The sequence below is a fragment of the uncultured Roseovarius sp. genome, assembly GCF_947489715.1.
Taxonomy (GTDB): domain Bacteria; phylum Pseudomonadota; class Alphaproteobacteria; order Rhodobacterales; family Rhodobacteraceae; genus Roseovarius.
Window position 1 is genome coordinate 189,706 of the sequence record NZ_CANLER010000006.1, and the last position, 24,933, is coordinate 214,638.

The following is a 24,933-nucleotide window of genomic DNA, read 5'->3' on the forward strand; positions in this document are numbered from 1 at the left end:
CATGATCAGCGACCCAAGCCAGTACATGGCCATCGCCCTTTTCGTCAGCTTCGTGCTGCTGATCTTCACCGGCTATCCCGTCGCCTGGCTGATGGGCGGGCTCGCCGTTGCCTTCACCGCGATCTCGGTGCTGTCGGATACCTATCTGGATACGTTTTTCGGCGTCGACTGGGGCTATAGCTCGATCGTCGTGGACCGCATCTATGCGGTGATGAACAACTGGGTGCTGGTGGCGCTGCCGATGTTCGTCTTCATGGGGATCATGATGGACAAATCCGGCATCGCCGAAGACCTGATGACCGATCTGGCCAAGCTTTTCGGCCGGGTGCGCGGCGGGCTGGCGATCACCGTCGTGGTCATCGGCGTGCTGCTGGCGGCCTCGACCGGCATCATCGGCGCGGCGGTCGTGCTGCTGGCGATCCTCGGCATTCCCCTGATGCTGAAACATGGCTACGATCAATCGCTGGCCTGCGGCGTGGTCTGCGCCACCGGCACGCTGGGCATCCTCATTCCGCCTTCGATCATGCTGGTCCTGATGGCTGATCAGATCCGGGTATCCGTCGGCGATCTCTTCATGGGGGCGATGATCCCCGGGCTGACGCTGGGCGGGCTCTACGGGGTCTATATCCTGGTCTATGCCTGGCTGCGCCCTTCCGCTGCCCCTGCTCCCAAGGATGCCGAGCCGGTCAATTTCGGCCTGGTGTTCAACGTGCTGAAATCGACGATACCGCCGGCGCTGCTGATCGTCGCCGTGCTGGGCAGCATCTTCTTCGGCATCGCCACCCCGACCGAGGCATCGGGCGTCGGCGCGCTCGGCGCGATGCTGCTGGCGCTGCTGCGCGGGCGGCTGTCCTTTTCAGGGCTGCGCGAGGTGATGCAGGGCACGATGAAGACCACTTCCTACATCTTCGCGCTCTTTGTCGGCGCCACCGCCTTTGCGCTGGTGCTGCGCGGCTTTGGCGGCGACGAGCTGATCGAGGACGCCCTGACCAGCCTACCCTTCGGGCCAAGCGGCGTGGTGATCGTGATCCTGTTCATCGCCTTCCTGCTGGGGTTTGTCCTCGACTGGATCGAGATCACGCTGATCCTGCTGCCGCTGATCGCGCCGGTGCTGGTGGATATGGATGTCAACCTGGTCTGGTTCGCGGTCCTCTTCGCCGTGACGCTGCAAACCTCGTTCATCACCCCGCCGGTGGGCTTTGCCCTCTTCTACATGAAGGGCGTGGCCCCCAAAGGCGTCACCACGGGCACGATCTACAAGGGCATCATCCCATTCATGATGATCCAGCTGATCGCCGTCGGCCTGATCTTCGCCTTCCCGGCTTTCGCCACCTGGCTGCCTCTGATCGCCTATGGACCGTGACAAGATGTGAACGTCGGTCGAACACCGCATAGCGGTTCTGCCTATCCGACCATTAACCCATCTTGCCCGGAATTCTTCAGCCCGGCTGACGCAGCATGGTTCAGCGGTCAAACGTACAGAATCCGCGTACATTGTGTACGTAGTGTACTCAATCCGACACGGCCCGACGTTTCAGGCTTGCCCCGAATTTCAGGCCGGGGCACCGTGGGCAAAACCGTTTCGGAGCGATCGCCATGCGCCTGCAAGACCTCGATATCATCGTCACCGCGCCCCCTGCACCCGGATGGGGCGGGCGCTATTGGATTCTGGTCAAGCTGACCACCGATAATGGCATCACCGGCTGGGGGGAGTGCTATGCCACCTCGATCGGCCCCGAGGCGATGCGCCATGTCATCAGGGATGTGTTTGAACGGCATATGATGGGTGAAAGCCCTGAAAACATTGAGTTAATGTTCCGCCGCGCCTATTCGTCCGGCTTCACGCAGCGCCCAGATCTGACGGTCATGGGCGCGTTTTCAGGGCTTGAGATTGCCTGTTGGGACATCCTCGGCAAGGCGCGCGACCGACCGGTCTGGGCGCTTCTGGGTGGCAGGATGAACGACCGCATCCGCGCCTATACCTACCTTTATCCCCTGCCCCATCACGACATCACCGCTTTTTGGAATTCCGCCGACATGGCCGCCGAAACCGCCGTGGCAATGGTCGAAAAGGGTTACACCGCCCTCAAGTTCGATCCCGCAGGCCCCTACACCCTCCGCGGCGGCCACATGCCCGCGATGAGTGACATCGAACAGTCCGTCGCCTTTTGCAAAACGATCCGCCAAGCCGTTGGAATGAAAGCGGATTTACTGTTCGGAACGCATGGTCAATTCACCACTGCCGGTGCGATCCGGCTGGGCAAAGCGCTTGAACCATATGGTCCGCTCTGGTTCGAAGAACCCATCCCACCCGACAATCTGAACGAGATGGCCAAGGTGGCGCAGGCGGTTTCCATCCCCATCGCCACCGGTGAGCGCCTGACAACCAAGGCCGAGTTCGCACCGGTCCTGCGCGCGGGCGCCGCCACGATCCTGCAACCGGCCCTTGGCCGCGCAGGTGGCATCTGGGAGATGAAGAAGGTCGCCGCCATGGCCGAGGTCTATAACGCACAGATGGCCCCGCATCTATACGCGGGCCCCGTGGAATGGGTCGCGAACATCCATCTGGGTGCGTCAATTCCCAATCTTCTGATGGCCGAAACCATCGACACGCCGTTCCATAACGCACTGATAAGGAACACTATTAAGGTTGAAAACGGCTACATTACGCCGCCTGAAACACCGGGCCTGGGCATCGAAGTTGACGAGGATCTGGCCCGCGCGAACCCCTATACCGGCTCCGGCCTGCATCTGGAAATGCAGGAAGCGCCCTGCGATTATGCCAATGGCAATGCCTTTACCGGCGGCGCGCCGCCGCAGGAAGATTAGGGCAGCAATCCCAGCCAGATCCAGACCGTGAAAACCGACAAGGCGGTCCCGATCAACACGCTGGAGGCCGCCACACGACGCGCGGCCCCGTACATGTTGGCGAAAATATAAGTGTTGATCCCTGGCGCCATGGCGGCGGTCAGCACCGCCGAGCGCACCGCCTCGGTCGGCAGGGAAAACCCGGCGACCAGCCCGCGCGTGATCAGCGGATGCACCACCAGGGCCAGCACGCAAACATATAGAATTACACGCAAATCTCCCTCGGGCTTGTAGCGTACCAGCACACCGCCCAGCCCGAAAAGCGCGGCCGGCAGGGCCGCCCGGACCAGCAAGTCCAGCCCGTCATTCAGCACGCCCGGTAGCGGCAGGCCCGTCAGGTTGACGAGAAACCCAAGCCCGATCCCCATGATCAGCGCGTTGGAAAACATCGCCTTCAACACCTTGCCCGTCAACGCCATGCCGGATGACCCCCGGGCGCGGGTAATCTCCATCGCGGTGATGCCAATGCCGTAGCAAAACGGCGAATGCAGCGCGATGATGGCATAGTTCGCACTTAGCGCGTCAGCGCCATAAGCGCGTTCCGTAAGCGGCAGGCCCAGCAAAACGGTGTTGGAAAAAAGGCTGCAAAATCCGATGGCTACGGCGTCTTCCCAGGATCGGTTGAACAGATATCGCGCACCGAAAAGGCCCAGCAGAAAGCCAGTCAGTGCACCCGCGTAAAAGCTGGCAAGCAAGCGCCAGTCAAAGCTCTGGCCCAGATCAAGCCGGGCAATGGCGGTGAAAAGCAGGCAGGGAATGGCGAATTTCTGGGTGAAATTCATCAATCCATCGACCCCGGCATCGGAAAACCAGCCGCGCCAGACTGCCAGATATCCGAAACCAGTGACCACGAAGACCGGCAGAATTACATCAAGAAGTGCCTGCATGCGCCGCTAAACCGGCAGCGTGATCACCATCCCGTCATAGGCGGCGGTGATCCATTCAGGGGTTTCGTCAATCACCGCCTGATAGTCCAGGTCGATATGCATATTGGTCAGCACGCCCTGTTTCGGGGCCGCGCGTTTCATCCATTCGACCGATTGTTCGAAATGCGAATGGGTCGGGTGCGGGCTGCGGCGCAGAGCATCCAGAATCCAGACATCAAGGCCGTCAAGGACAGGCCAGACATGATCGGGAATCTGTGCAACATCAGGTAGATAGGCCAGCCCGGCCACCTTGAAGCCAAGTGCGTCGATCGAGCCGTGATTGACCTTGAAAGGATGCAGGGTAATCTGCCCACCCGCGCCGTCAATCACCACATCACCGTCAATCGTGTGCATCTCCAGAATCGGTGGGTAAGGGGAGCCTTCGGGCTGTACAAAGGCATAACCGAAGCGTGAAAAAAGCGCATCCTGCGTGGCTCCATCGGCCCAGACCGGCAAGCGGCATTTCATGTTAAAAACGATCATCCGCAGGTCGTCCAGCCCGTGCACATGGTCGGCATGGGCGTGGGTGTAGACAACGGCGTCAAGCTCTCCGATCCCGGCATCCAGAAGCTGGGCACGCAGATCGGGCGAGCTGTCGATTAGCACGCGGGTGGTGCCCTCATCCGTCACGCGTTCAACGAGCATCGAACAGCGGCGGCGGGAATTTCTCGGATTGGCCGGATCACACGCGCCCCAGTGCCCGCCCAGCCGGGGCACCCCACCGGACGAGCCGCTGCCCAATATCGTGAAGCGCAATTCAGCCATCAGGCGGCGGCCTCATAAGCGGCAGCCTTCCAGAACAGCCGATCGAAATTGGCCTGTGTTTGTGCCGCGAATTCAGGCCAGCTCATGCGAAAAACCTCGGCCCCTTTCTGCGCAGTGTGAAGCGTATAGGCAGGTTCGTTCCGTTTGCCGCGATAGGGCGGCGGCGCCAGATAAGGTGCGTCGGTTTCGACAAGGATACGGTCCACCGGAGCCGCGGCGAAAATATCGCGCAATTCCTGGCTTTTGGGAAATGCGGCGATGCCCGACATCGACAGGTAGAACCCCAGTTCAAGCGCCGCGCGAGCCAGCTCGGCACCGGACGAAAAGCAATGCATGACACAGCTATAGGCGCCGTTCTGGTGTTCTTCGGTCAGGATGCGGGCCATATCGTTATCTGCGGCGCGAGCATGGATGATGAGCGGTAGGCCGGTCTGGCGCGCGGCCTCGATATGGATGCGCAGTGATTTCTGTTGGATTTCAGCGCTTTCCGAGGTGTAGTGATAATCCAGGCCGGTCTCACCAATGCCCACGAACTTGGGATGCTTCGCCAGAGCCATCAGGTCTTCGACAGATACCAGCGGCTCGTCTGCGGCACTCATCGGGTGGGTTCCGGCGGCATAAAAAACCGGGGCATATTTTTCGGCGATGACACGCACTTGCGGCTCCAGCCGCAGCTTGGTGCAGATCGTGACCATACGCGTCACACCCGTAGTCACGGCGCGGTCGATCACGGCATCGCGTTCGGCGTCAAAATCCGGGAAATCGAGGTGGCAGTGGCTGTCTGTGATCTGGATCTGGTCGGTCATCTTCGGGCCCTTGGCGGGCCTAGCCCGCGGCGGTTTGCTGTATCCTGAACACCGTATCTAGGACCAGCGCGGCAGGGTCAAGGTTGACCGCCCGGCCATGACGTGCCCGCGCCCCGATCTCTTGCGCGCATTCTGCCCAAGCGCGGCCTTTCAAAGGTGTTCCAGAAAGCTTGGCAAGCATGGTGGCCTCGCCTGGTGCGGCCTCCTGCGCAGGTGTTGCCCCCACGGCGCCACTGCGTGCCAGCCGTGCCAGCAGCAGGTCGGTCAGACCCAATAGAAGGTCAAGCTTGTCTTCGGCCCCGCGCGTCGCAGCAGCGTCGGCCAATTTCAGGGCACGGGCACGGTCAAGTTGCGGTAAGGTGCTGATGATAGCTACGAGTTCGGCATAGATTTTCAGCCCGCCTAGGTTAATCAGCCGCACTGCCTCGCCCACCGATCCGCCAGAAAGCTCTGCCAATGCAGCGGCATCATCGGGGGCATTCACGCCCGCCTGCTCCAAAGCAAGCGCCATATCGGTCACATTCAATGGCGCTAGGCGCAGTTCGCGGCAACGCGATCGGATCGTGGACAAAAGGCGCGAAGGTTGGTGGCTGATCAAAAGCAGAATAGTGCGCGCGGGTGGCTCTTCAAGCATTTTCAGCAGCGCATTGGCTGCCTGAACGTTCATCTCATCTGCACAATCCAAGATAACGACCCGCCGTCCACCATCCGTAGCGCTCAGTTGCAGGAATTGGTTTAACCGCCGCACATCGTCAGCCACGATCATGTCGCGCATTCGACCGGTCTTTTCGTTTGCGGTGCGCGTGATGCGGAACAGACCTGGATCAGAACCCGCCAACAAGCGACGGGCGACCGGATGATCGACCGGGATATCCAGCGTCTCAGGCGTCGGCGGGGCATCACCAAAGAGGCCGCCATCGTCGCCCTCGGGCGTGGCCAGCAAAAACCGCGCGATGCGCCAGGCCAGCGTTGCCTTGCCCACGCCGCGAGGCCCCGTGATTAACCAACCGTGGTGCATACGGCCTGCGTTAAAGGCTTCCAAGAATGCGGCTTCGGCGCTGGTCTGACCTATTAAACGTTCCGTTTCACGCGGATGAGGGGCACCATCGACGCGATCTGGCTCTGGATGGAGTTCTTCCGCCATCAGAGACGCCCTTTGACAGCGCGCTGAACGTCGGCAGCCACGTCGTCAATCTCGCGCCCGCCGTCGATGACTACAAACCGATCAGAGAACTCGGATGCCAGCGCCAGAAAGCCATCGCGCATCCGGCGCTGCATGTCACCGCCGAAAGATTCGAAGCGTTCTTCACCATCCCCGCGAGACAAGGCGCGTTCAAGGCCGGTTTCAGAATCCATATCAATCAGGATGGTCAGATCAGGCTCCCGTCCGATCATCAGTTTGTGTAATTGATCCACTGCACCCCTCAGATCAGCGCGGCCCAAACCCTGATACATGCGGGTGCTATCGGCAAACCGGTCGCAAATCACCACTTTACCATTAGCGACCGACGGGGCGATCAGACGTTCCAGATGATCGCGGCGCGCAGCGGTGAAAAGGAGCAATTCGGTTTCCGCAGACCACCTGTCCCGCTCTCCTTCCAAAACCAATTTGCGGATATCTTCGGCACCGGGGCTACCGCCGGGTTCGCGAGTCAGCACGACCTCGTGGCCCTCAGCGCGAAGGTGATCGGCCAGCAAACGTGCTTGTGTGGATTTGCCCGACCCGTCTATCCCCTCAAAGGTGATAAACCGGCCCTGCGCGGTCAAAACCCGCCCTCAGACCCCTGTTGCAAACGTGTCAGCAACACACCCGAGACCGTGCGAAGACGTGCCAGAAAACCACCTTTTGCGACATCCTCTGCGGCGACTAGCTTGATCCGCGTTTCAGGCAAACCTTCGGCGGCAAAGACGAGTTCCGCCAATTCATCACCCAGCGCGATGGGTGCACGCAGCGGACCGGTATAGACGATTTCCGCCTTCAGATCATCGCCGCCCAACACCGGCATAAGCGTGACCACATCTTCAGCCACAGTCAGTCCGACACTGTTAGCGCTGCCCATCCAAACATCCGCTCGCGCTACCTGCTCGCCCGCCTTGACGACCGATTTCTCGACAAATTGGCGAAACGCCCAGTTTACGATGGCCGAGCTTTCTTCGGCGCGTTGTTTGACGCTATCCAGACCCGAGACGACAAACACGATCCGGCGCTCCGCCTGTTTGGCAGAACCGACGAGCCCGTAGCCAGCCTTGACGGTGTGGCCGGTTTTCAACCCGTCTGCCCCGATCCCCAGCTTCAGAAGCGGGTTGCGGTTTTGAGTGTTCTTGGGCGCCCGCCCGTCGAATTCAAATTCGGTCTCGGCGAACATCGGATAAAATTCCGGAAAGTCCTCGATCAGATGGCGGGCCAACAGAGCCAGATCTCGCATGCTCATGGCGTGTCCCGGCGCGGGCCAGCCGTTGGAGTTCATGAAAGTGGAATTGGTCATGCCCATTTGTTGTGCACGCTGTGTCATGAAGCGGGCAAACCCGGCCTCGGTTCCGTCGGGGCTAAGGGCCTCCGCGATCACGGCGCAGGCATCATTGCCAGATAGCACGATGATCCCGCGCAACAGGTCATCGACCCGCACCTTATCCGTCGTATCCAGAAACATGGTCGAGCCGCCATAGCTCATAGCATGAGTAGAAACAGGCAGGCGTTCATCCATCGCCAAGCGTCCATCGCGGATCGCCTCGAACGCAACATAAAGCGTCATGAGTTTGGACATTGAGGCCGGGGGTAACGGCGTGTCCGCATTCTTGTCCATCAGAATTGTGCCCGTCGTGATGTCCATCACAAAGGCGGCTCTGGCTTTGGTGTCAAAGGCGCTGGCCGGCGGGGCCAGTGCCATGGAAAAAAGAACCAGTGCGAAAGTGCTTAGAATGCGGTTCATGGTCATAAGCTTTTAGTTAGTTACAGGATAGGCGTCGTCAAATCCGACGCGCTTGATCTTTTTCATCAACACGTCACGCTCGGACTTGTTGGCTGCGGGTCCGACAATCACCCGCCAGAACGCCTTGCCCTGCGAACTTTGCTCTTTCACCGTGGGCACCATACCTGCTTGGCGCATTGCAGTGGCGGTATTGTTGGCGTTTTGCTCAACGCTGAAAATACCGATCTGGATAAAGGGTTTCGTCAGAGACGACGTTTTTGCTACGGTCGGTGCCGGAGCCGCAGCAGGCTGCGGTGACGCTTCGGGCTTGGCCGCGGCAGCGCTTTCGATCTCAGATTCGTCCAAAGCTGCTGCAGCTCCCGCTACCGGATCAAGTGAACTTACTTCCACTTCTGCAGGGGCGTCGGCTTCTTCAACTTGCGCAGGTTCAGCATCGGGATCGGGGGTTTTTTCGCGGCGCAGGGCCGTCACGTTCAGATCTGCAGGGGCACCGGCCAACATTCCAAGTGCGGCCGCCGCATCGGACGATACCTGTAGGACCGGCCCTGGATTTGCGCGTTCACGCCGGAAAAGTGCACCAATCACGAATTTCGAATTATCGTTGTTGCGGATGATGACGCGCTCCGGATCTTTCACATCGGGATGGGCCACCCAAACCCCGCCCAAAGACGGACGTCCATCCCAGAGCCCCTTATCCGTTACCTGGAAAACATCCGGCGCCTCTACATCGCGCTCAATAAGTTTTACTGACGATTGTGAAGAATCCTTGGCTGTCTCGGTGGTCTTGTCTTTCTGCTTGAGGTTCTTGAACGGATTGAATTTCGCGCCCTCTTCGCACCCTGCCAGTAACACTATGCCAATTCCAACCAGCACGGCATTTCGCCAGCTGGTCTTTTGGCCTTTGCGCTGAAAACTCATGCCTTGCCCCTTGCCTGTAATCACGCCTTTTTAGGCGCTGTTCCCCGGTTCTGGCCAGGTCTTGTGCTCTAACGGCAGTATTGACCCCGCGCGCGCAGTCTAGCGAGTTGTCGTGTTTAAGAAAAGTCCGCAGGTGACTACTCGGCGAATTTATGTAGAAAACAACGTCTTTTAGAATCAAACTGGCTTCTTTAGGTAGAGGCTCGTCGGAGGAGTGGCAGAGTGGTCGAATGCACCGGTCTTGAAAACCGACGTAGGTGAAAGTCTACCGTGGGTTCGAATCCCACCTCCTCCGCCAACACTTCTTCCGTTATCTTTAAAAAATCAATGCCTTAAGGTCTACGTAGCCAAGTAAAACCCCCACGGTATCCCTAACCTCGCTGACGCTCTCGCACGGATATTTTCATTGTTGTGTATAGATACAATTAGTATGAAAACGCCAAACTGAACGAGAAATGGGGGGAGTTCCAATCCTTGCTGCACTAGGCGTTCAAATCGGACAACTTTCTGTGAGCAGGTCACAGAGGAACTGGCGGGTTCATTATTTGAAAGTGTCGAAGAACGCGGCAAGATCGTTATTCTTGTCCAGATCCTTCTCAACCTGGCTGATCTTGTTGTCCAGTTCCGTGGGGTCGCTGACATCTTTCAGGGCTTCTCCCAGCAGCGCGCGCGCGTCCGACAGGGCGCCGGGCCCCTTGGTCATCTCTTGCGTGGTAGCCTTCCACAGGGCAAATTCCATTTTCCAGACGCTTTCATCGGTCTTGTCACGAAGGTTAGACCTGATCCTGACCAGCGCATCCTTGAGTGCCGAATTCGCCAGATCCTGTTTGCCCTCCTCGGACATATCCTCTGTGCGTTTTGCAAGTTCGCGGGCCAGGGTCGCATAGGCCGAAATATCCGTGCGCTGTTTGCCGCGCGGCGCGTGTGTGGGCGAGAAACGCAAGCCCTTGTCGGTGAATTTCTCAAGCGCCGGAATGACCCCCAGTTCGGCGTTGATTTCGCGTTTCACAAGGTTTTTCGACTTATCCTCGCGATTGCTGCGGCTGGTGGCGATCCCTTCCAGATCTTCGGCGAGATATTCCGCTGATCCTTCCGAGCGCCGCGAGGTCGAGAATGCGACGTCCTCGTCGCCGGCCGCCGCACTCATCCATGCCTTGCCATAGATGCCGGTGGATATCAGCAGGTCCATCATGTCGTCATCGGACAGTCCGAGCAGTTCGGGGTTATCCGAGTCGATCAGGTTCACAAGCAATTGGTCTGCCGGGCCCGGATCGCCCTTGAGCAGGCCGGTTTCACGCATTTTGTCGAGCACCCGCTTGCTGCGTGTTTCGCGCAGCCGGCTGTCGTATTTCTCGAGGTGATATGTGCTGGCCATTTCCCACCGCAACGACCGGAACGGTATCATCGGCTTGAAATGCTGGGCGCGGTGGCCTTCAAAATCCTGCGACATGTCAAAACTGCTATAGCTGTAAACCTCCGGCCCTTCTGTGCAGTCCGGTTTTTTCTCTTTGTTCACGGCCTTGGTCCAGCTTCCGTATTGCCGCAGGATTTCAAGCTGAGTCAGGGCCGAACCAACGATGTCGTTCATGTAGAACCTCACGATCTCGCTGTGCAGGATCGTCTCGCGGTCCCCGTCGGTCATATCTGGTGATGGATCAAGCGCGATGCCCGGTGGCGCTTCATTCGCCCGCACATTTTTCAGATGGCTGTATTCACGCTGCACGGCCCCAAGATACCGTGAGTTTTCACCAACATGTTTGATCAGGAAAAGCTTCAGCTTCGCAGCGGCTTCGATTTCCTCGTTTCCCTCGATCTCTTCGGCTTCCGGGGCTTCGTCTTTTCGACTCAAGGTCAATTCGTCAAGCCGACTCATGATGTCGGACAGGCTGCGTAGCTTCCTGCGTTTGCCGCTGCCACTGCTCTGGTCCACATGTTTGTCATGCGTTACCCAAGGGTGGTATTCGTCCGACATCGTATCGGCGAAAACCGGCACACCCAGCCTGTCATAAAGCGCCCGCATGGGCTTGGTGTTGCCGTGGCTGATACGGTCCGTCGATTTGAACTCCTGCGGTGCGCTCATCACATAGGTATCAAGCGAGCCTGCAAGGGCACTTTTCTTGAGCTCAGCAAGGTGGCTGGCGCGCATTTCAAGTTGATCCGGTGCGGAATGGCTGTCGATATTTTGTATAAAATCCTCTGCCGGCTCCTTTTTACTGCCATGCTGGATCGTCTTGTCTAGCAATTTCAGATAGGTCTCATACGGTACCAGAAAACTGCGGACGACGGGCTGTGCATCTGCGTTGACACCATGTTGTGTCAGGTATTGCTCGGCCCATTTCAACGCTCTGAGAGGGCGGCCCACACCAAAGCAGGTCGAGGCGACTTCGCCCGATTTCTTCTGGTTGGTCGAGACCTGAATCTGGTTGGTCAGCGGATCCTGATAGACATCCTTGAACTTGGAATCGACGGTCTTGTCGTTCAGCGGGGCAAAAGCTGTCTGGTAGACCCTCACACATATCTTTCCATATTTCCTCTCGGTTTCGACAAGCCCTGTATGCAGCAGCCCACCGCCTTCAACCCTTTCCCTTGGCACCGTGGCAACCAGCGGTTCTGTTGTTTTATCCTCCTGCAGCCTTGCACGCCGCGCCTTTGGATCGGCACTCAGACCTGGGAATTTCTCGGCTAGGGACGTATCCGGATTCCAAGCTATATATTGTCCCGAAGGCATTTCGTTGCTGGCCAGCAATTGCATCGTCTTTGCCCGGACTTTCAACACCTTTACAACCGCCTCTACGTCTTCGGGATGCACACCTTTCTTGCCAAGCTCGGTCTCGACGAAACCAATGATCGTTTCCCACCTGTCTTTCACGAACATGGCGCTGTTCTTCAGTATATCTTCCGAGACATTCGCATAGACGCTTTTCTTTCGTCGTTGATCAGCCTCTTTTTGCGACGCACCTTTCCCTTCGGCGAAATTCAACATGCTCAGTGTCGCTTCGTTCAGCCATTTGCCAAGAACATTCGAATTTTCGGCGATTGCCCAGCCTTCTTTGTCCTGCCTGCCTTCCTTGTCGACCTGCAGGCTGGTGGCGCGCACATCGAAGGGACCGCCAAAATCGAAAGGCTTTACATCCCCTTCTTCTTCGGTACCGACGAATTTCCAGTTATCGGCGTTGAGCATGTCATGCATGCCGAACACCAAATCCATGGCGAGGCCGTTCTTAAACGCTTCTGAACCTTGAATGAACAGCTTCGCCCTGTCCCAGCGGTCGAACTGGCTTTCCTTTTTCTTGCCGCTTCCTTTCCGGCGCTCATTGGGGAGTACCGAACCGACATTGTTGGTCCAGTCATTGGCGACGAACACGCGCCCCTTTTCGTCCTGGTAGAGTCGTGAGCGAAAGGGCGGTTCCAGACCGGCCTTCGCATAGGCTTCGATCGCCATATATTCGTAGATTGATTTCTTGTTCTTCATCGCCTGCTTGAGACGTTCCTTAAAGCGCTCCTCTGCCTGAAGTGACACCGGGTCTTTTTCTTCTTCGGCAGGCTTTTCAGCGGGCTCCTTCGCCGTGGGGTCTTGCTTTTTCGCTGGCTTCTTCTCGCCTGTTCGCGCAGGTTTGTCTTTTTTTGCGGCGGATGGCTCGCCACTCTTCTGTGGCACTTTGACGGGACTGTCTTCATCGAGCCCCTCCTTTGGCTCGATCAATGGCGCCTCATCCTGCGACTTCATATCCTTGGGGTAGGGCTCGCTCTCAGGTTTTGGCATATTTTCGCGCGCATAACCCTTGATGAAATATTCCTGGTTGTCGGTCTTATCCCTGACCCACATACCGTTGTTACCACCGCCGAAGGTCTTGCCATGTTTTTCACCAAGATCTTCGTAGCTGCCGATTTCCTTCACTTCGATGTTTGCCGGAGTGAACTTCTCCCAACGTTCGATGATCTGTGCCTGCCCTGGATAAGTCTCTGCATATTCCTGATATTTTGCGTCGAATTCGCTTTCATACGGCCCGGTGCCGTTATCCGTGAACCATCCTTCCTTATCTTGCCTGACCCGCTGCATGACGGCACTCTTGACAGGAGAGATGGAACGACGTTCTGCGACATGCGCCGAAATCCCCGCGCGCATCTGTGCTACCGCCTGCGTCTTTGGGCTCATTTCAACGACCGAGCGTAGACGGGACTGACCTTGAATCCGCTGACTTTTGTCCACCTCGCCAGGGCGGCAAACCTGGACGGATTCGGCAGCATCCTTGGAAGCTAGGTTGTGCCGGTCTGATTTTTTTTTATGAACATGACCACGGTTCTGGGGTTTTTGCGCAGAAATCCTCATGGTTGCATCCTTCGCTTCGCGACCTCCCCGAGCACCAGATAACGAAAGGTTTTGCAGCGGACCCTATAAATAGCGGCTTACCAGATCGACTCCAATCGCCCGATCAGCGTATCGCATGACCCTTGGCACAGTGATTTATCCACCATAGGTTGCAAGCGCGGATCAGGTCAATCGTACCGATTACGGCTCCGGCTTGGCGAACGTTTGATTGGGACACTTCCTTCAAATCAAATAAAATCCAACGTGACGAGGGACAATCACCTATCCGTTCTGTCTTGATCTGATACACGCGGCTTGCATGTAAGAAAACGATCGCTCTGCACCGGCGGTCATCTGTTCTAGCGCACCCTCTGGTTTGCAATGGGATTCCAATTTGTCAACGAGCTCCCTCCAGAGGTTCGGAACAATCTGAAGTGATATAAATTGGTGCTGTCGACCCGGCATAGCTTTCAAAACGTTGGCGCGGAATGTGTTCCTACCGAAGGTGGCCCCATGCGCAACGTAAAGAGCGCCAAGCAGTTCTGATTCATTGGCCAAGTAAATCATAGGCTGCGACGGAAAAGGGGGATTCAGATCGCGGGTCAGCGCCTCGCATTCGCGATACAGGGAAAACTGCTCAAAGACACCAATTCGCTTTCGCTCTGATTCAATTGCAAAATAGAAAGCACCGAACGCTGCCAAGGCGGCATAGTATTCTTTCGCGGTCAGATTTGGCGAAGTCAGTTTCGATAACAACGGATCCTTGTGCAAGGCATCGTGAACCTTTCGGGTGGATGAAGCAAGATGCGCTCGCGCCGTCAGTTCAAGGTTGATGTTAACCGTCATAAACACATTTCCTGTAAGACACTTTCCAACGCTGCTTTGAGCACTGGTTTCTTAAGAACGGGGGTATAAGGGAACTTCTCACGTGGCACTCCATCGTCGCCGTATCCGGTCGCAAAAACGAATGGCAGGCCAAGCTTTTTCAACTCTTCCGCAATGCCAAAAGAGGTGTCGCCACCAGATAGAGAGATGTCCAAAACGGCAAAATCCGGCTTAGTTCTCCTTAGGGATTGCAATCCATCCTGCTTTGTCAAAGCGGTATCTACTGTCCTAAATCCAACCTCGTTCAAAATGCGTGTGGTATCCATCGAGACCACAAAATTGTCCTCAACCAAAAGGCACTGCATCTCGTCACGAGGTTTCTTCGACGATGCCGTTACCGACGGCGGGCCATCGAATACCGCTTTGCTGGTGTCGAAGCTTGTAACATAGCGTTTTTGACTGAGAATTTCTTCGGGCAGAGCGATTGTTGCCTCAAACCCTGTATCTAGAAACTGCGCCTTGTATTTTCCGCGCAGCTCGTTCGGAATGGCATTGCTAAGTAAGACTGAACCAAACCCCTTGTGAACTGGTCTTGCAGCCTTCGGGCCACCTTTCTCTTTCCAATGCAAATCGAGTCCGCGATTTGATGGCTTTAGAACAATGTCCACCCGCCCGGAAGCTTTCGACAAAGCGCCAAATTTTGCAGCATTCGTCATCAGCTCATGGATAACCAGCGCGAAAATGGGCGCGACATCTGGTCTGACGCCAATATCGTCGCCGCTGACATGTATGCTGGTACTACCGTTGTTGTGGGGGGCCGCTTCAAGCTCCAGTATGTTATAAACGCTGACAGACGAACCTGCCTTTTCGACCGCAAGGCTGTGGGCCGAAGCGACGGCCTCGATTCTGGCATCAAGCGTCTGGATATAGTCATCTATATTCACGGCCGTTGATTGGGATTGGCGCGACAATGACCGTATCATAGACAACATATTGCGAACCCGGTGGTTTAATTCGGCAATCAATAATTGTTGTTGACGCGTTGTCTTTTCGATAAGCGCGTTTCGCTCGGAACTGATGAGAATTGCCCAGATGTCGCTGGCAATCTGATGTTCTTCGATCGTCCAGGGTATGGCTGTCCCGCGCACCGTTGTTTTATAAGCTTCAAACGACGCGCGCGGGTTTAGCTTGAATGTTTCGCCATCGCCCTCGATTTCCTTTTTCGGAACTCCGGCCCACGTAGTAGCATATTCTCGGTCACGTCGAAAAAAAGCAACAAAGCCATTTTCAGGAATTTGCGTGACATGCAGCCCAGCAATTTCGGAACCACATATGGCAGTATAGTTCTCAAGATCCTCACACACCGACGAAGAATGGAAACCTTCTTCGCAATTTCGGCCAAAATGTAAAAAGTTGTCCAAACATTCGGGGGGCGCGCATAATCCGATATTTTGGATATCCCCGTCAGACGCCAGCATCATGCCATCGGCGTTCATTGCAGCGCACAATAGCTTGAGCAGCTCTGCATCAAACATTGATCCTGAGCGACTACTGGCTGCAGTATCTACAAGTTTTTTGCGCAGAAGTTCGGCTTGGTTAAGTCTCTCGAGTCGCTCGTGCTGAAGGATCGTTTCTAATTTGAGCGCAAAAAAGCGAGCGAAATTGCGACAGACCTCACGGATAGATTGGTCTGGATATCGCGCAGCAGAATTATGCAACGAGATCATGCCCCAAAGTTGCCCGGACACCATTATGTTCAGTGTAAAGGTTGCACTCCTGCCCATATTCTTCAGATATTCTAGATGTACACGAGACACGCCTCTGAGATGCGCGAAGGTCATGTTAAGCGGTGTATCATCGTTGCCCGACGCAAGCACACATATGGGTTGCGCATTAACGTCCGCGATGTAGCGAAATAGTGTGCAGCTCATTATATCCCGGGCCTGCTGGGGGATATCCCAAGCCGGGAAATTTAACCCCAGAAAGGATTGTCCTGGTCCTGAAAGGGCTTCAGCTTGAACCTTCCCGTTTCCCTCAGCATCAAATTCGTAAACCATTACTTGTTGATAACCTGTCAAGATTTTTAGAAGCATAACGCTCTTGTCAAACAGGGTTTTCTTGTCTTGGACATTTTGTAGCTGCGAGGTCAGAAGCTCAAGGTGATCCACAGCCTTTCGGTCCAAATTTGATGATTTCCCGACAGCTTCAAACTCGAATATGGTCGCATTTTTTGCAGCTGCTGATGCGATACCAAACCTTTTGCCAACAAGCTTGTAGTTACCCAACGTGCGATTTTCTTGCATCGAACTCTCAGTCAGCAAACCGTTGACCAGATCATGCCTTAGCTCAGCAGGAAACACATCATTGATGTTTTTACCCAACACGGCCGCAATATCCAAACCAACGATACTTGCAAGATTGGAACTAGCATGTGTGACTTGAAGGGTTCTGTTGTCGACGGCGATGATTGCGCCATGCCCTTGGATACACTCAGGAATATGTACCTGTTCGGAAGCACAACGTTTCAAGGCAGCTTCCAAAGCCAAATCAGAAGAAGTCGAGACTATCATGTTCATCCTTTGGCCCAGGTTCCTAAAAATTGACTCCTAAATTCACTTTGGTTGACCTTTGGCTAACCCTCCGGACGCACGTATCGATGCCAAATGCAAATACTCGGATGCGCAGTTTGGGCACTGGGAGAGGCGTATTTGGTAGCTAGGCTATTGCAGCTTTAGTCGTGCAAACGGCAATGGCCCTATGAGCGCCGTTAATTTTTGTCGCACGACCACCGGCTATCTATTTCATACTGCGGCAATGAAATTCTTGTTTCGCACTATTTAGAGCGACCTCTAAATACGAACTCAGCCAAATCAGCTACAACAGCTTTTGGCGCAAGTGCAAAATGCTCCATTAGCGCGATAGAGACGCCAACAAACAGCACTTGGCAGCCACCTATTTGATAATAGCTAGATACTCATCGTTTCGTAGAGATTTCAGACTGGATCTGGAAACTCTGTGACGACGATCGTTGCACCCTGAATCTGACCGTTTTCCACAAAATATGGCGAACAGCTAAGTTTGATGCGGCTATCCTTGGCGCTGAACTCCCGCTCTACGGTCTCACCCATTTGCAAGGCTTCGCCGCAAATAGGCGCGAGGCTGGGATACCCTTCGGGCAGTGCGCACTGGCTGATGTGGGGTGATCCAAGAGGGCGTCTGATGTCAAAAATTTCTATCGCGGGTTTTGTCGCCTGTATGATTTGAAATGCGCTGTCAACCACGATGATTGCGAGCGGTGTGCTTTCTAACACCGAAGTCAGCTCGCCGGTACGGCCAATCAGCTCTGATGCGGTAACCTGGAGTTCTTCGTTGACGGTAATCAGTTCTTCGTTGGTGGATTGCAGTTCTTCGTTCGAGGTTTCCAACTCCTCGTTGGAGGCCTGTAATTCCTCGTTGGTCGATTGCAGTTCTTCGTTAAGCGATTGCAACTCTTCGTTGGAGGTTTCCAACTCCTCAATGGTCTGCTGCAAAGCCTCGCGCGTTGACGCAACCTCGGCTTCCAGATAGCGAATGCGTTCGGCCACTACGCCATCATCAAGATCCTTGATGTCTGCGGCAACAAGCGTGGACTTATCAACCTTTACAGGCGTGAAGACAACCAAGGCCGCGCGTTCATTGATGTCTTTCGCAACGATCGGGTACACGTCCAGCCGGATTTCCTCTTCGTCCTTTTCGGCCAGAAGGTGCCTTACGCCCGCCCGGTATTCGGCGTTTTTCAAGGCGATTGTAATCAGGCTGCGGGCCTCTTCGCGCAAGGGGCTTCGCAAGAGATCCAGATGCATCTTGAGATTAGACTTGAAATCAACCTCAACAAATTGGGAAACATTGCCGTAGACACGCACGATGGAATAGTCGTCCGTCACAAGGACCGAGTTCTTTCCCAGTGATTGCGCGAGGGCCTCGAAAAGCTGCCGTTCGGTCGTTTGTGTCCGGACCGGCTTGTCGGGGGTCTTTGGCCCCCGTTTGGTGTATTGCGGGTTCGGCATGCTGTAGGGAACGCGTGGTGGACTGGCAAGCTTGCGTTTGTGAAATATATGCGAACTTGATCGATCCTGCACAAACAGTTCATCCGAGCCTGCAACGCTTTCTGCAGTTCCAAGAAACAACAATGCCTGCTGGGTCATGGCATAGTGGAAACGCGACATGACCTTTTGCTGCAGGTTATTGCCAAAATAGATCAGAAGATTGCGACAACAGATCAGGTCCACATTCTGGAATGGCGGATCCTGACAGACATTGTGGTCCGAGAAGAGAATTGCATTGCGCAAGCTGTCGATGACGCGAATCCCATCCTTTTGGCGGATGATGTAGTTCTCAGCTAACTCCTTGGGAATGTCGTCAAGAGCGGCAGCGCCATAAACGCCGCCTCGTGCTATTTTCAATGCATTCTTGTCGATGTCTGTTGCAAAAATCTGCACCCGCGATCTGAGATCAACGGTCGGGCCGCCAAAAGCCTCCGACAAGAGCATCGCAATCGAATACACTTCTTCCCCGGTCGCACAGCCAGCGATCCAAACCCGCAGCGGAGCGGTGCCTCTCTCTTCAAGCAGTTTCGGCAGCAATTTTTCAAGCTGCTTGAATTCAGCAGGGTCCCTGAAGAACCGGGTGACCGAAATCAACAGGTCCTTGAATAATTCATCGACCGCCTCGGGGTTGTTACGGCAAAATTGGGTGTATTCCTCCTGGGAGTGGATCCCCAGGGCAAGCATCCGGCGCTCAATACGGCGATTGATCGTGGTTTGTTTGTATTCGCGAAAATCGACCCGTGTCTTGGCCAGCAAAATCTGCAGCAGGCCCGAGATCGGCGTATCTTGGTCGGATTTCGAACGAAAGCTATCGAAATTGCGAAGCGATGTCAGGATTTTGCCTAGGTGAGTTCCTATTTCCACCGGTCTCAGGATCAGATCGACGCAGCCAGTCTGAACGGCAGCGTGGGGCATACCATCATATTTGGCGCTGTCGGTATCCTGTGCGATGGTAATTCCACCAACCTCGCGGATGGCCTGCACACCGTAAGCACCATCGCTGCCCGTCCCAGAAAGGATAATTGCCATGGATTTTTCGCCATGATTATCGGCAAGACTCATGAGAAAGCGGTTCACTGACGGTTTGGGTGATGCGGGTTCAGGGCTTGGATCCTTCAGGCGTAGACACCCATCTTCATAAACGACATCCGTATTGGGGGGCGTTACATAGATCACATTCGGCTCGGGCACGGTCTGATCTTCCACATCTTTTACAATCAAGTCGGCTTGCCGGGCGACAAGCTCCGTCATCAGGCTTTTGTGGTGCGGAGACATGTGTTGTACAACGACGTAAGATACCGGCAAATCCGAAGGCAGAGTGACCACAAGTTCGCGAATTGCCTCAAGCCCACCCGCCGATGAACCAATACCGATGATAGTCAATTCTGGTACTTTATCTTTCATGGAAGTCGATCCCCCTTAGGTTTAGGCGTTAATATAAAAATCAACCCAAGGGAACTCCATTCCAATATTCTGAAATAAAGTTCTCAAAAAATCCTGCTTAGCAAAACGCTCACATACCTGAATCCCAGTGTATTTATGAAAGTGAAAAAATCCTTCTTCGTTCGCCGCCGCGTTTACTTTCTGTAAATAGTTGCTTTCTAATTCTGAACAGAACGTTGCGAATTTTAAATGGGGAAACGTATGCAGTTGGCTGATTGCGCCTATGCCAAAGAACCAGATGTGTCGTCGCGAAAGTTTGTTGTGACACTAAACCTGCCGGATGGTAGCGATGCTCAGGTCCGTTCAAGTGAACTTATCGGCCAGGGCTATCGGAACAGAACATCCTTTGGCGGCGATGCAAGGCTATATGACGTCTTCGTGGAGTCCATTGCAGACGCGATGATGGCTTGCCTAAGTAACATCGGCCATGAAACCGAGGTTATCGCTTTTCAGGATTTGTTGATTGAAACTCCGGGACTGACACTTTCCGGTGCACATATGATGGTCTCCCAAAACGATAATGGCTCACTGCATGTCATTTTTCGGTTTAGCTTTTTTCTGGGTAACCTCAATCGCGCTTTCAAAAAGGATATTGGATTTGCGGATGGTCTGCTTGATGAAAGCAGCAGACTTGCATCACTTGTCATGTCTGATCTTGCTCTGCCCATCATCAATCTTTGTGAAGCAGCAAAGGCAGGGCTGTTGGACGCCGATGCGGCGCTGTCCACTTTTGGGGCACGATTGTCCGAACGCGCGGATGAGATTTCCTTTCAGATCGAGTTGGTCAAACGGTTTGTCAATGAACCCGACGCGGCGTTGATCGCAGCCAGATCACGGACAATGAAATTGGAAACCACCGAAAAACTTCCTCTTTCCAAACAGTATTGAGACAGCGAAAAACCTTCAAGGATACGGTCTGCGATGGCGCATCAGCGCTTGTCAGGCCTGATCTGCCGGAGATTTGCGTGCATGTTTCGTCAACGTGTTGATCGCGTGAAGAAGATCCTCGGTATCTGTCGGCTTGCCTAGGGCAATATCCGCTCCAAGAGACTGCGCGACCTTCAATATGTTTGTCATGCCGAAATTGTGGATCGCCCCGGAAATCGCGATGATCGGCATCGTTCGCGCCCACGGTTCTAAATTTCTGTTTGTCGGACCTCTAAGCCGTGAGATCAGAGAAATCCCCCCATCAGGGACGGATTTTTTATCTTTAAAAACAATCAGGTCTGCGATCAGCAGGTCGAATCTCTCAAGCCGGATCAACTCAAGCGCTTCTGATGCCGATCGGGCAATCGTCGTTTTGTGACCTGCATTTTTCAATGCTTCATCAAGTACCGACGTAAAATCTTCGTCGTCATCCATCAAAAGAATATCAACCACGATTCGGTCCACCCAAGTAATGTGTTTTTGTTTCGGCCTTAGGTTGTGCTCTAACACAGAACAAAAGGTCCGTCAGTTTCGAAAAATCCCGTCGCATCAACAAATTTAATCCTGTTCTTCTTTCTTCACGCGCCGAAGCTCTTCAGCCAGAATCTTGGCCAGTTCTGCGGGCGGGCACGGCTTTTGCACCAAAGGTGCCACGATGCTGCCCATTTCGGTCGTTGTGAAGCCAGTATATCCGGACATGTAGACAATCGGCAGATCCGGACGGTGCACGCGCGCAAGCTTTGCCAGCTCAAAGCCTCCGACACCTCCGGGCATCACAATATCGGTCAGCAGAAGATCAAACTCCAGACCGTCCTCGATGAGTTTGAGCGCTTCTGTCCCGGACCGGGCCGACCGGAACTCGAACCCTAGTTCTATCAGCAGTTCTTCCATCATGATAAGCAAACTCGCCTCGTCTTCGGCGATAAGAATACGCTCGCCATTGCCGTGCTGGATCGGCAGGCGCGCCATAGGTTTTTCGCGCTCATTCTCGATCGTGCCCCGCGGCAGGATCATCCGGATCGTCGTGCCAAACCCAAGTTCGGAATAGATTCGTAATTCGCCATCCGAATGCTGGATGAAGGCGTAAACCATCGACAATCCCAGACCGGTCCCCGAGTTGGTATCCTTGGTCGTGAAGAACGGATCGATCGCGCGTTTTTTGACTTCATCCGACATGCCCGGCCCGTCATCGGTTACGGAAATCTCAACGTAACGGTAGGCGTGCATATCGCTTCTGGCGACGTCTTCGGCATGTTCTTCCTGCATTCCCTGCGCGATATAAGTGTGCAGATCCTTGCGGCGCAAAAGCAGGTCGGCATCCACTTCGTTGACCGGACGCGCCTTGATCACGATCTGACTGCCCTTGCCGCTACGCATGATCGCGTCCCGACTGTTCAAAGTCAGGTTCAGCAATGCGTTTTCAAGCTGTCCGTGGTCGCAATGTACAAGCAGGTTTGGATCGGTATCGACGAATTTCAGTTCAACGGTCTCTTCGATTGCCGTCCGTGCAAGCCCGGAAAAATCGGTGAAAACCTTATCCACGGTGCGCGACTGCATCAGCCCGGGTTGACGCTTTGCAAACGCCAGAAGGCGTCCGGTCAGCTCACGGCCGCGTTCCACGGCGCCGATTGCCGTCGTAAGCACCCGGTCGGAACGGTCCGAAATATTATCAGTGCGCGTCAACTGCATCGCATAGAGGATCGTCGCAAGAAGGTTGTTGAAATCATGCGCAATCCCTCCGGTAAGCTGTCCAAGCGCGTCCAGCCTGCTTTTGCGCTCCGCCTGCTGCCGGTTCTTTTCCAGCTGTGAAACATCATCCAGCGCGACAACGCATCTCAGATCGGTTGACGGATCATCGACCTTGGCGCTGGAGACACGCACATACCGGTTTTGATCATCGCCTTCGCGCGTCATCAGCTGCGTTTCGTTGATCAATGTCTGACCCGCAAGCGACCGGTTGATCGGATCGGATGAGGCATCAAGCGGATGCAAATCGATAATATCGAGGAACTTGATTGCGTGCGGCCATTCAAAAGGCGGCTCATCTGATTTCCCACCCAACATGTGGCGCGCCGCCGGGTTAATGACAGCAACACGCCCATCGCGATCAAGGCCAATAATTCCGTTTGCCGTGGTGTCCAAGACCGCCCTTAGCTGCTCACTCGTTGACCTGAGGTCTTGATTGACATCCAGAAGCTCGCGACGGGTCGAATTCAACGCGGTAGTAATCGAATCCAACTCGTCCTGCGCGTGGCTCGGACGACGTTCCAACGAAAGCTCCGATGCGCGGTCCAACCAATTCGGTTCGGACACGAAGGATGAAATTTTCCGCAAATGACGGCTGACCAAGTGATGGAAGAGCGCCAGGATAGCGATTGATGCCAGGCCGGTCTTCACGATGTTGGACAGGAACACCACCAGTACCTGCGCGTAGAGATCCGACCAGATATGTGCACGGCTTAACCCAAGTTCTAGGGTGCCGACCGTAATGCTTCCTTTCAAGGGGTCGGTATGCATCAGGCTGAGCGTGTCGATTTGCAGGTTCTCGTCAGGATCGTCCGGGCCGCGTTCCCAAACACGCGCCCTATCGTTGGACAATTTCAAATAGGCGATATCCGCTTGCGCATGAATGCCATCAAGGATTTTGTCGACCTGCGCATCGTCAAAAGACCAAAGCGCTATGCTGAGGCTCTGGCCGAAGCCGCGTTCGATTTCATCTGTGATTTCATGTAGCAACCCGTCCTGTCTCTGAAAGGCAACATAGAGCTGTACTGTCGTGGCAACGGCAGACAGGACCGTGCTGCACACAAGCACACCGATCAGCAACTTATAGGCGAGCCCACCATTTAATTTCTTTGCCATCAACATCGCCTAATTCGCGTTGTGTTTTTTCAGCAATTCGGCGAAAGACCCATCCGCCTGCATCTCTTCGAGGGCCCGGTTGAATTCTGCGACGATTGTCGCGTGGTCAGATCGAAACGTGGACACCGCCATGTGGATGCTCTGCGTGGCAAGCGCTGGCTCCAGCAATTCTATCTGATCACCAAGGCTTGGATCATCACGCAGAATCGAATGCCTCAGAACATCCGTGCTGTCCAAAGTCAGATCAACATGGCTGGCGGCGACCATCCGGATACCTTGCAATGTTGTTGTAACCTCGACTTTTTCGAGAAAATCGGCTTCGTCGAACTCAGGCGAGTAAAGAAACCCGGCCCCAACTGCAATGCTGTAAGGTCGCAAGGAATTCAGATCGCCAAAAACGATATCTCTTCCTTTTCTCTGAATAAATTTAATTTCTGTCGTGTAGAAAGGTTCCGAGTATTGCAAGATATTCTGCATCTCAATGCTTGGAAACAAGCTTGTTATGACATCGTATTCCCCGGTTTGCGCACCACTGACAATGCGCGGCCAGGGCAATATTGCCGATTTCACATCATATCCCGCACGTTCCAGAACTGCGCGCGAGATATCCATGGATATTCCATTCCCTGGCAGTTCGCTCCCGGAAAATGGCGGCCATTCATCTGCGACCAGAGTAATCGGTTCCGAAGCGACTGAAGCATTGCCAAGGAATACGAAACAAGCAGCGAATTTGAGAAACCAGTTGGTATTGAATGACACCAGAACATCACTTGTTTTCTAAGCAAATCCAATCCGAAGATCAGCGAGATTTAGCGGACAAGAAATTCAATCTCGAGTGTAATTTTCTGTTCCGCGGTTTCCACTATAGCGAGAAATGTACTGATAGCCAACGAGCTGCAGCAGTCGCCAAATTTTCGAATGCGATACGGACCAAGAGACTGCTCGACGATGAACGATTGACCGCGCTAGAACTGTTTGTACATCATCAATTCGGGCGGTTTTCCCAATCCGTTAGCAATCAGAAAACGCAAGCATCTAGCCGCCGCTGGAGCGTCCCATGGGCACCATCTTCGATTTCGTAATCCATCGCACCCATCCGACAAGAACAAAATTTGTCTGTCCGTTTGAGCCATTAACGAATACCCACGTCCAGCATAGCCATTAGATCATGGTGCCGCGGCTCTTGTTTCACTATTTGCAGCTGATGACGTTGCGAGTCCCTCGCTTTGGAAGAGCTGTGTCACGGCAATTCGCTTCTTCTTCAAATTC

At 54.6% G+C, this 24,933-nt stretch carries 17 protein-coding genes and 1 tRNA gene; 4 read left to right on the top strand and 14 right to left on the bottom strand.

Going from position 1 to position 24,933, the window contains the following annotated elements; translation table 11 throughout:
• Position 1 precedes the first annotated feature (1 nt).
• Positions 2–1,363, top strand: a complete 1,362-nt coding sequence (locus tag Q1B27_RS16010) for a TRAP transporter large permease subunit (RefSeq protein ID WP_299848834.1) — start codon at positions 2–4, stop codon at positions 1,361–1,363.
• Positions 1,364–1,596: 233 nt separating this feature from the next.
• Positions 1,597–2,829: a mandelate racemase/muconate lactonizing enzyme family protein gene (locus tag Q1B27_RS16015; RefSeq protein ID WP_299848835.1), complete on the top strand. Its 1,233-nt coding sequence runs from the start codon at positions 1,597–1,599 to the stop codon at positions 2,827–2,829.
• Here Q1B27_RS16015 and Q1B27_RS16020 read toward each other — a convergent pair.
• From Q1B27_RS16020 to Q1B27_RS16050, 7 genes are read right to left on the bottom strand one after another with little or no spacing between them, the layout of a single operon-like run.
• The gene (locus tag Q1B27_RS16020; protein WP_299848836.1) at positions 2,826–3,755 is read right to left on the bottom strand and encodes an AEC family transporter; all 930 of its coding nucleotides are present in this window, start codon (positions 3,753–3,755) and stop codon (positions 2,826–2,828) included. The two genes, Q1B27_RS16015 and Q1B27_RS16020, sit on opposite strands and share 4 nt — an antisense overlap.
• A gap of 6 nt (positions 3,756–3,761) precedes the next feature.
• On the bottom strand, positions 3,762–4,559 hold the full coding sequence (locus tag Q1B27_RS16025) for an MBL fold metallo-hydrolase (RefSeq protein WP_299848837.1): 798 nt from the start codon (positions 4,557–4,559) through the stop codon (positions 3,762–3,764).
• The gene (locus Q1B27_RS16030; RefSeq protein ID WP_299848838.1) at positions 4,559–5,365 is read right to left on the bottom strand and encodes a TatD family hydrolase; all 807 of its coding nucleotides are present in this window, start codon (positions 5,363–5,365) and stop codon (positions 4,559–4,561) included. Before Q1B27_RS16030 ends, Q1B27_RS16025 begins: the two co-directional genes overlap by 1 nt.
• Positions 5,366–5,384: 19 nt before the next feature.
• Entirely contained in the window at positions 5,385–6,509 is a 1,125-nt protein-coding gene (locus tag Q1B27_RS16035; protein WP_299848839.1) for a DNA polymerase III subunit delta', read from the bottom strand.
• Positions 6,509–7,132 (bottom strand): dTMP kinase, encoded by a 624-nt coding sequence (gene tmk, locus Q1B27_RS16040; protein WP_299848840.1) that lies wholly within the window; start codon positions 7,130–7,132, stop codon positions 6,509–6,511. Before tmk ends, Q1B27_RS16035 begins: the two co-directional genes overlap by 1 nt.
• A complete protein-coding gene (locus tag Q1B27_RS16045; protein ID WP_299848937.1) occupies positions 7,129–8,253 on the bottom strand; it encodes a D-alanyl-D-alanine carboxypeptidase family protein in 1,125 nt (374 codons plus the stop codon). Before Q1B27_RS16045 ends, tmk begins: the two co-directional genes overlap by 4 nt.
• A 54-nt stretch (positions 8,254–8,307) precedes the next feature.
• Positions 8,308–9,213 (bottom strand): SPOR domain-containing protein, encoded by a 906-nt coding sequence (locus Q1B27_RS16050; RefSeq protein WP_299848841.1) that lies wholly within the window; start codon positions 9,211–9,213, stop codon positions 8,308–8,310.
• Positions 9,214–9,421: 208 nt separating this feature from the next.
• On the opposite strand from Q1B27_RS16050, the gene Q1B27_RS16055 reads away from it, so the two are divergent.
• Positions 9,422–9,511: transfer RNA gene (locus Q1B27_RS16055), tRNA-Ser, on the top strand.
• 243 nt (positions 9,512–9,754) lie between these two features.
• Here Q1B27_RS16055 and Q1B27_RS16060 read toward each other — a convergent pair.
• The 4 genes from Q1B27_RS16060 to Q1B27_RS16075 form a co-directional block, all read right to left on the bottom strand.
• Complete coding sequence (locus Q1B27_RS16060; RefSeq protein ID WP_299848842.1) at positions 9,755–13,369, bottom strand: hypothetical protein; 3,615 nt, start codon at positions 13,367–13,369, stop codon at positions 9,755–9,757.
• Between the two features lie 435 nt (positions 13,370–13,804).
• Positions 13,805–14,368, bottom strand: coding sequence for a hypothetical protein (locus Q1B27_RS16065; RefSeq protein WP_299848843.1), 564 nt, complete (start codon positions 14,366–14,368; stop codon positions 13,805–13,807).
• Entirely contained in the window at positions 14,365–16,923 is a 2,559-nt protein-coding gene (locus Q1B27_RS16070) for an HWE histidine kinase domain-containing protein (protein WP_299848844.1), read from the bottom strand. The genes Q1B27_RS16065 and Q1B27_RS16070 overlap by 4 nt, the downstream gene beginning before the upstream one ends.
• 417 nt (positions 16,924–17,340) lie before the next feature.
• On the bottom strand, positions 17,341–19,836 hold the full coding sequence (locus Q1B27_RS16075; RefSeq protein WP_299848845.1) for a chemotaxis protein CheB: 2,496 nt from the start codon (positions 19,834–19,836) through the stop codon (positions 17,341–17,343).
• Positions 19,837–20,082: 246 nt separating this feature from the next.
• Here Q1B27_RS16075 and Q1B27_RS16080 point away from each other — a divergent pair, with 246 nt between their 5' ends.
• Positions 20,083–20,763, top strand: a complete 681-nt coding sequence (locus Q1B27_RS16080; protein ID WP_299848846.1) for a hypothetical protein — start codon at positions 20,083–20,085, stop codon at positions 20,761–20,763.
• A 51-nt stretch (positions 20,764–20,814) separates the two neighbouring features.
• Here the strand turns inward: Q1B27_RS16080 and Q1B27_RS16085 are convergent, their stop codons facing one another.
• The 3 genes from Q1B27_RS16085 to Q1B27_RS16095 form a co-directional block, all read right to left on the bottom strand.
• Positions 20,815–21,255: a response regulator gene (locus Q1B27_RS16085; protein ID WP_299848847.1), complete on the bottom strand. Its 441-nt coding sequence runs from the start codon at positions 21,253–21,255 to the stop codon at positions 20,815–20,817.
• A 105-nt stretch (positions 21,256–21,360) separates the two neighbouring features.
• Positions 21,361–23,664, bottom strand: coding sequence for an ATP-binding protein (locus Q1B27_RS16090; RefSeq protein WP_299848848.1), 2,304 nt, complete (start codon positions 23,662–23,664; stop codon positions 21,361–21,363).
• A 9-nt stretch (positions 23,665–23,673) separates the two neighbouring features.
• The gene (locus tag Q1B27_RS16095) at positions 23,674–24,423 is read right to left on the bottom strand and encodes an ABC transporter substrate-binding protein (protein ID WP_299848849.1); all 750 of its coding nucleotides are present in this window, start codon (positions 24,421–24,423) and stop codon (positions 23,674–23,676) included.
• Positions 24,424–24,933: the final 510 nt, after the last annotated feature.

Coding starts and splice junctions, on each gene's coding strand:
- Q1B27_RS16070 (WP_299848844.1), bottom strand. CDS start 16,923: ATGAACATGATAGTCTCGACTTCTTCTGATTTGGCTTTGGAAGCTGCC.
- Q1B27_RS16090 (WP_299848848.1), bottom strand. CDS start 23,664: ATGGCAAAGAAATTAAATGGTGGGCTCGCCTATAAGTTGCTGATCGGT.
- Q1B27_RS16035 (WP_299848839.1), bottom strand. CDS start 6,509: ATGGCGGAAGAACTCCATCCAGAGCCAGATCGCGTCGATGGTGCCCCT.
- Q1B27_RS16060 (WP_299848842.1), bottom strand. CDS start 13,369: ATGAGCCCAAAGACGCAGGCGGTAGCACAGATGCGCGCGGGGATTTCG.
- Q1B27_RS16045 (WP_299848937.1), bottom strand. CDS start 8,253: ATGGCACTGGCCCCGCCGGCCAGCGCCTTTGACACCAAAGCCAGAGCC.
- Q1B27_RS16025 (WP_299848837.1), bottom strand. CDS start 4,559: ATGGCTGAATTGCGCTTCACGATATTGGGCAGCGGCTCGTCCGGTGGG.
- Q1B27_RS16020 (WP_299848836.1), bottom strand. CDS start 3,755: ATGCAGGCACTTCTTGATGTAATTCTGCCGGTCTTCGTGGTCACTGGT.
- Q1B27_RS16030 (WP_299848838.1), bottom strand. CDS start 5,365: ATGACCGACCAGATCCAGATCACAGACAGCCACTGCCACCTCGATTTC.
- Q1B27_RS16065 (WP_299848843.1), bottom strand. CDS start 14,368: ATGACGGTTAACATCAACCTTGAACTGACGGCGCGAGCGCATCTTGCT.
- Q1B27_RS16015 (WP_299848835.1), top strand. CDS start 1,597: ATGCGCCTGCAAGACCTCGATATCATCGTCACCGCGCCCCCTGCACCC.
- Q1B27_RS16075 (WP_299848845.1), bottom strand. CDS start 19,836: ATGAAAGATAAAGTACCAGAATTGACTATCATCGGTATTGGTTCATCG.
- Q1B27_RS16010 (WP_299848834.1), top strand. CDS start 2: ATGATCAGCGACCCAAGCCAGTACATGGCCATCGCCCTTTTCGTCAGC.
- Q1B27_RS16050 (WP_299848841.1), bottom strand. CDS start 9,213: ATGAGTTTTCAGCGCAAAGGCCAAAAGACCAGCTGGCGAAATGCCGTG.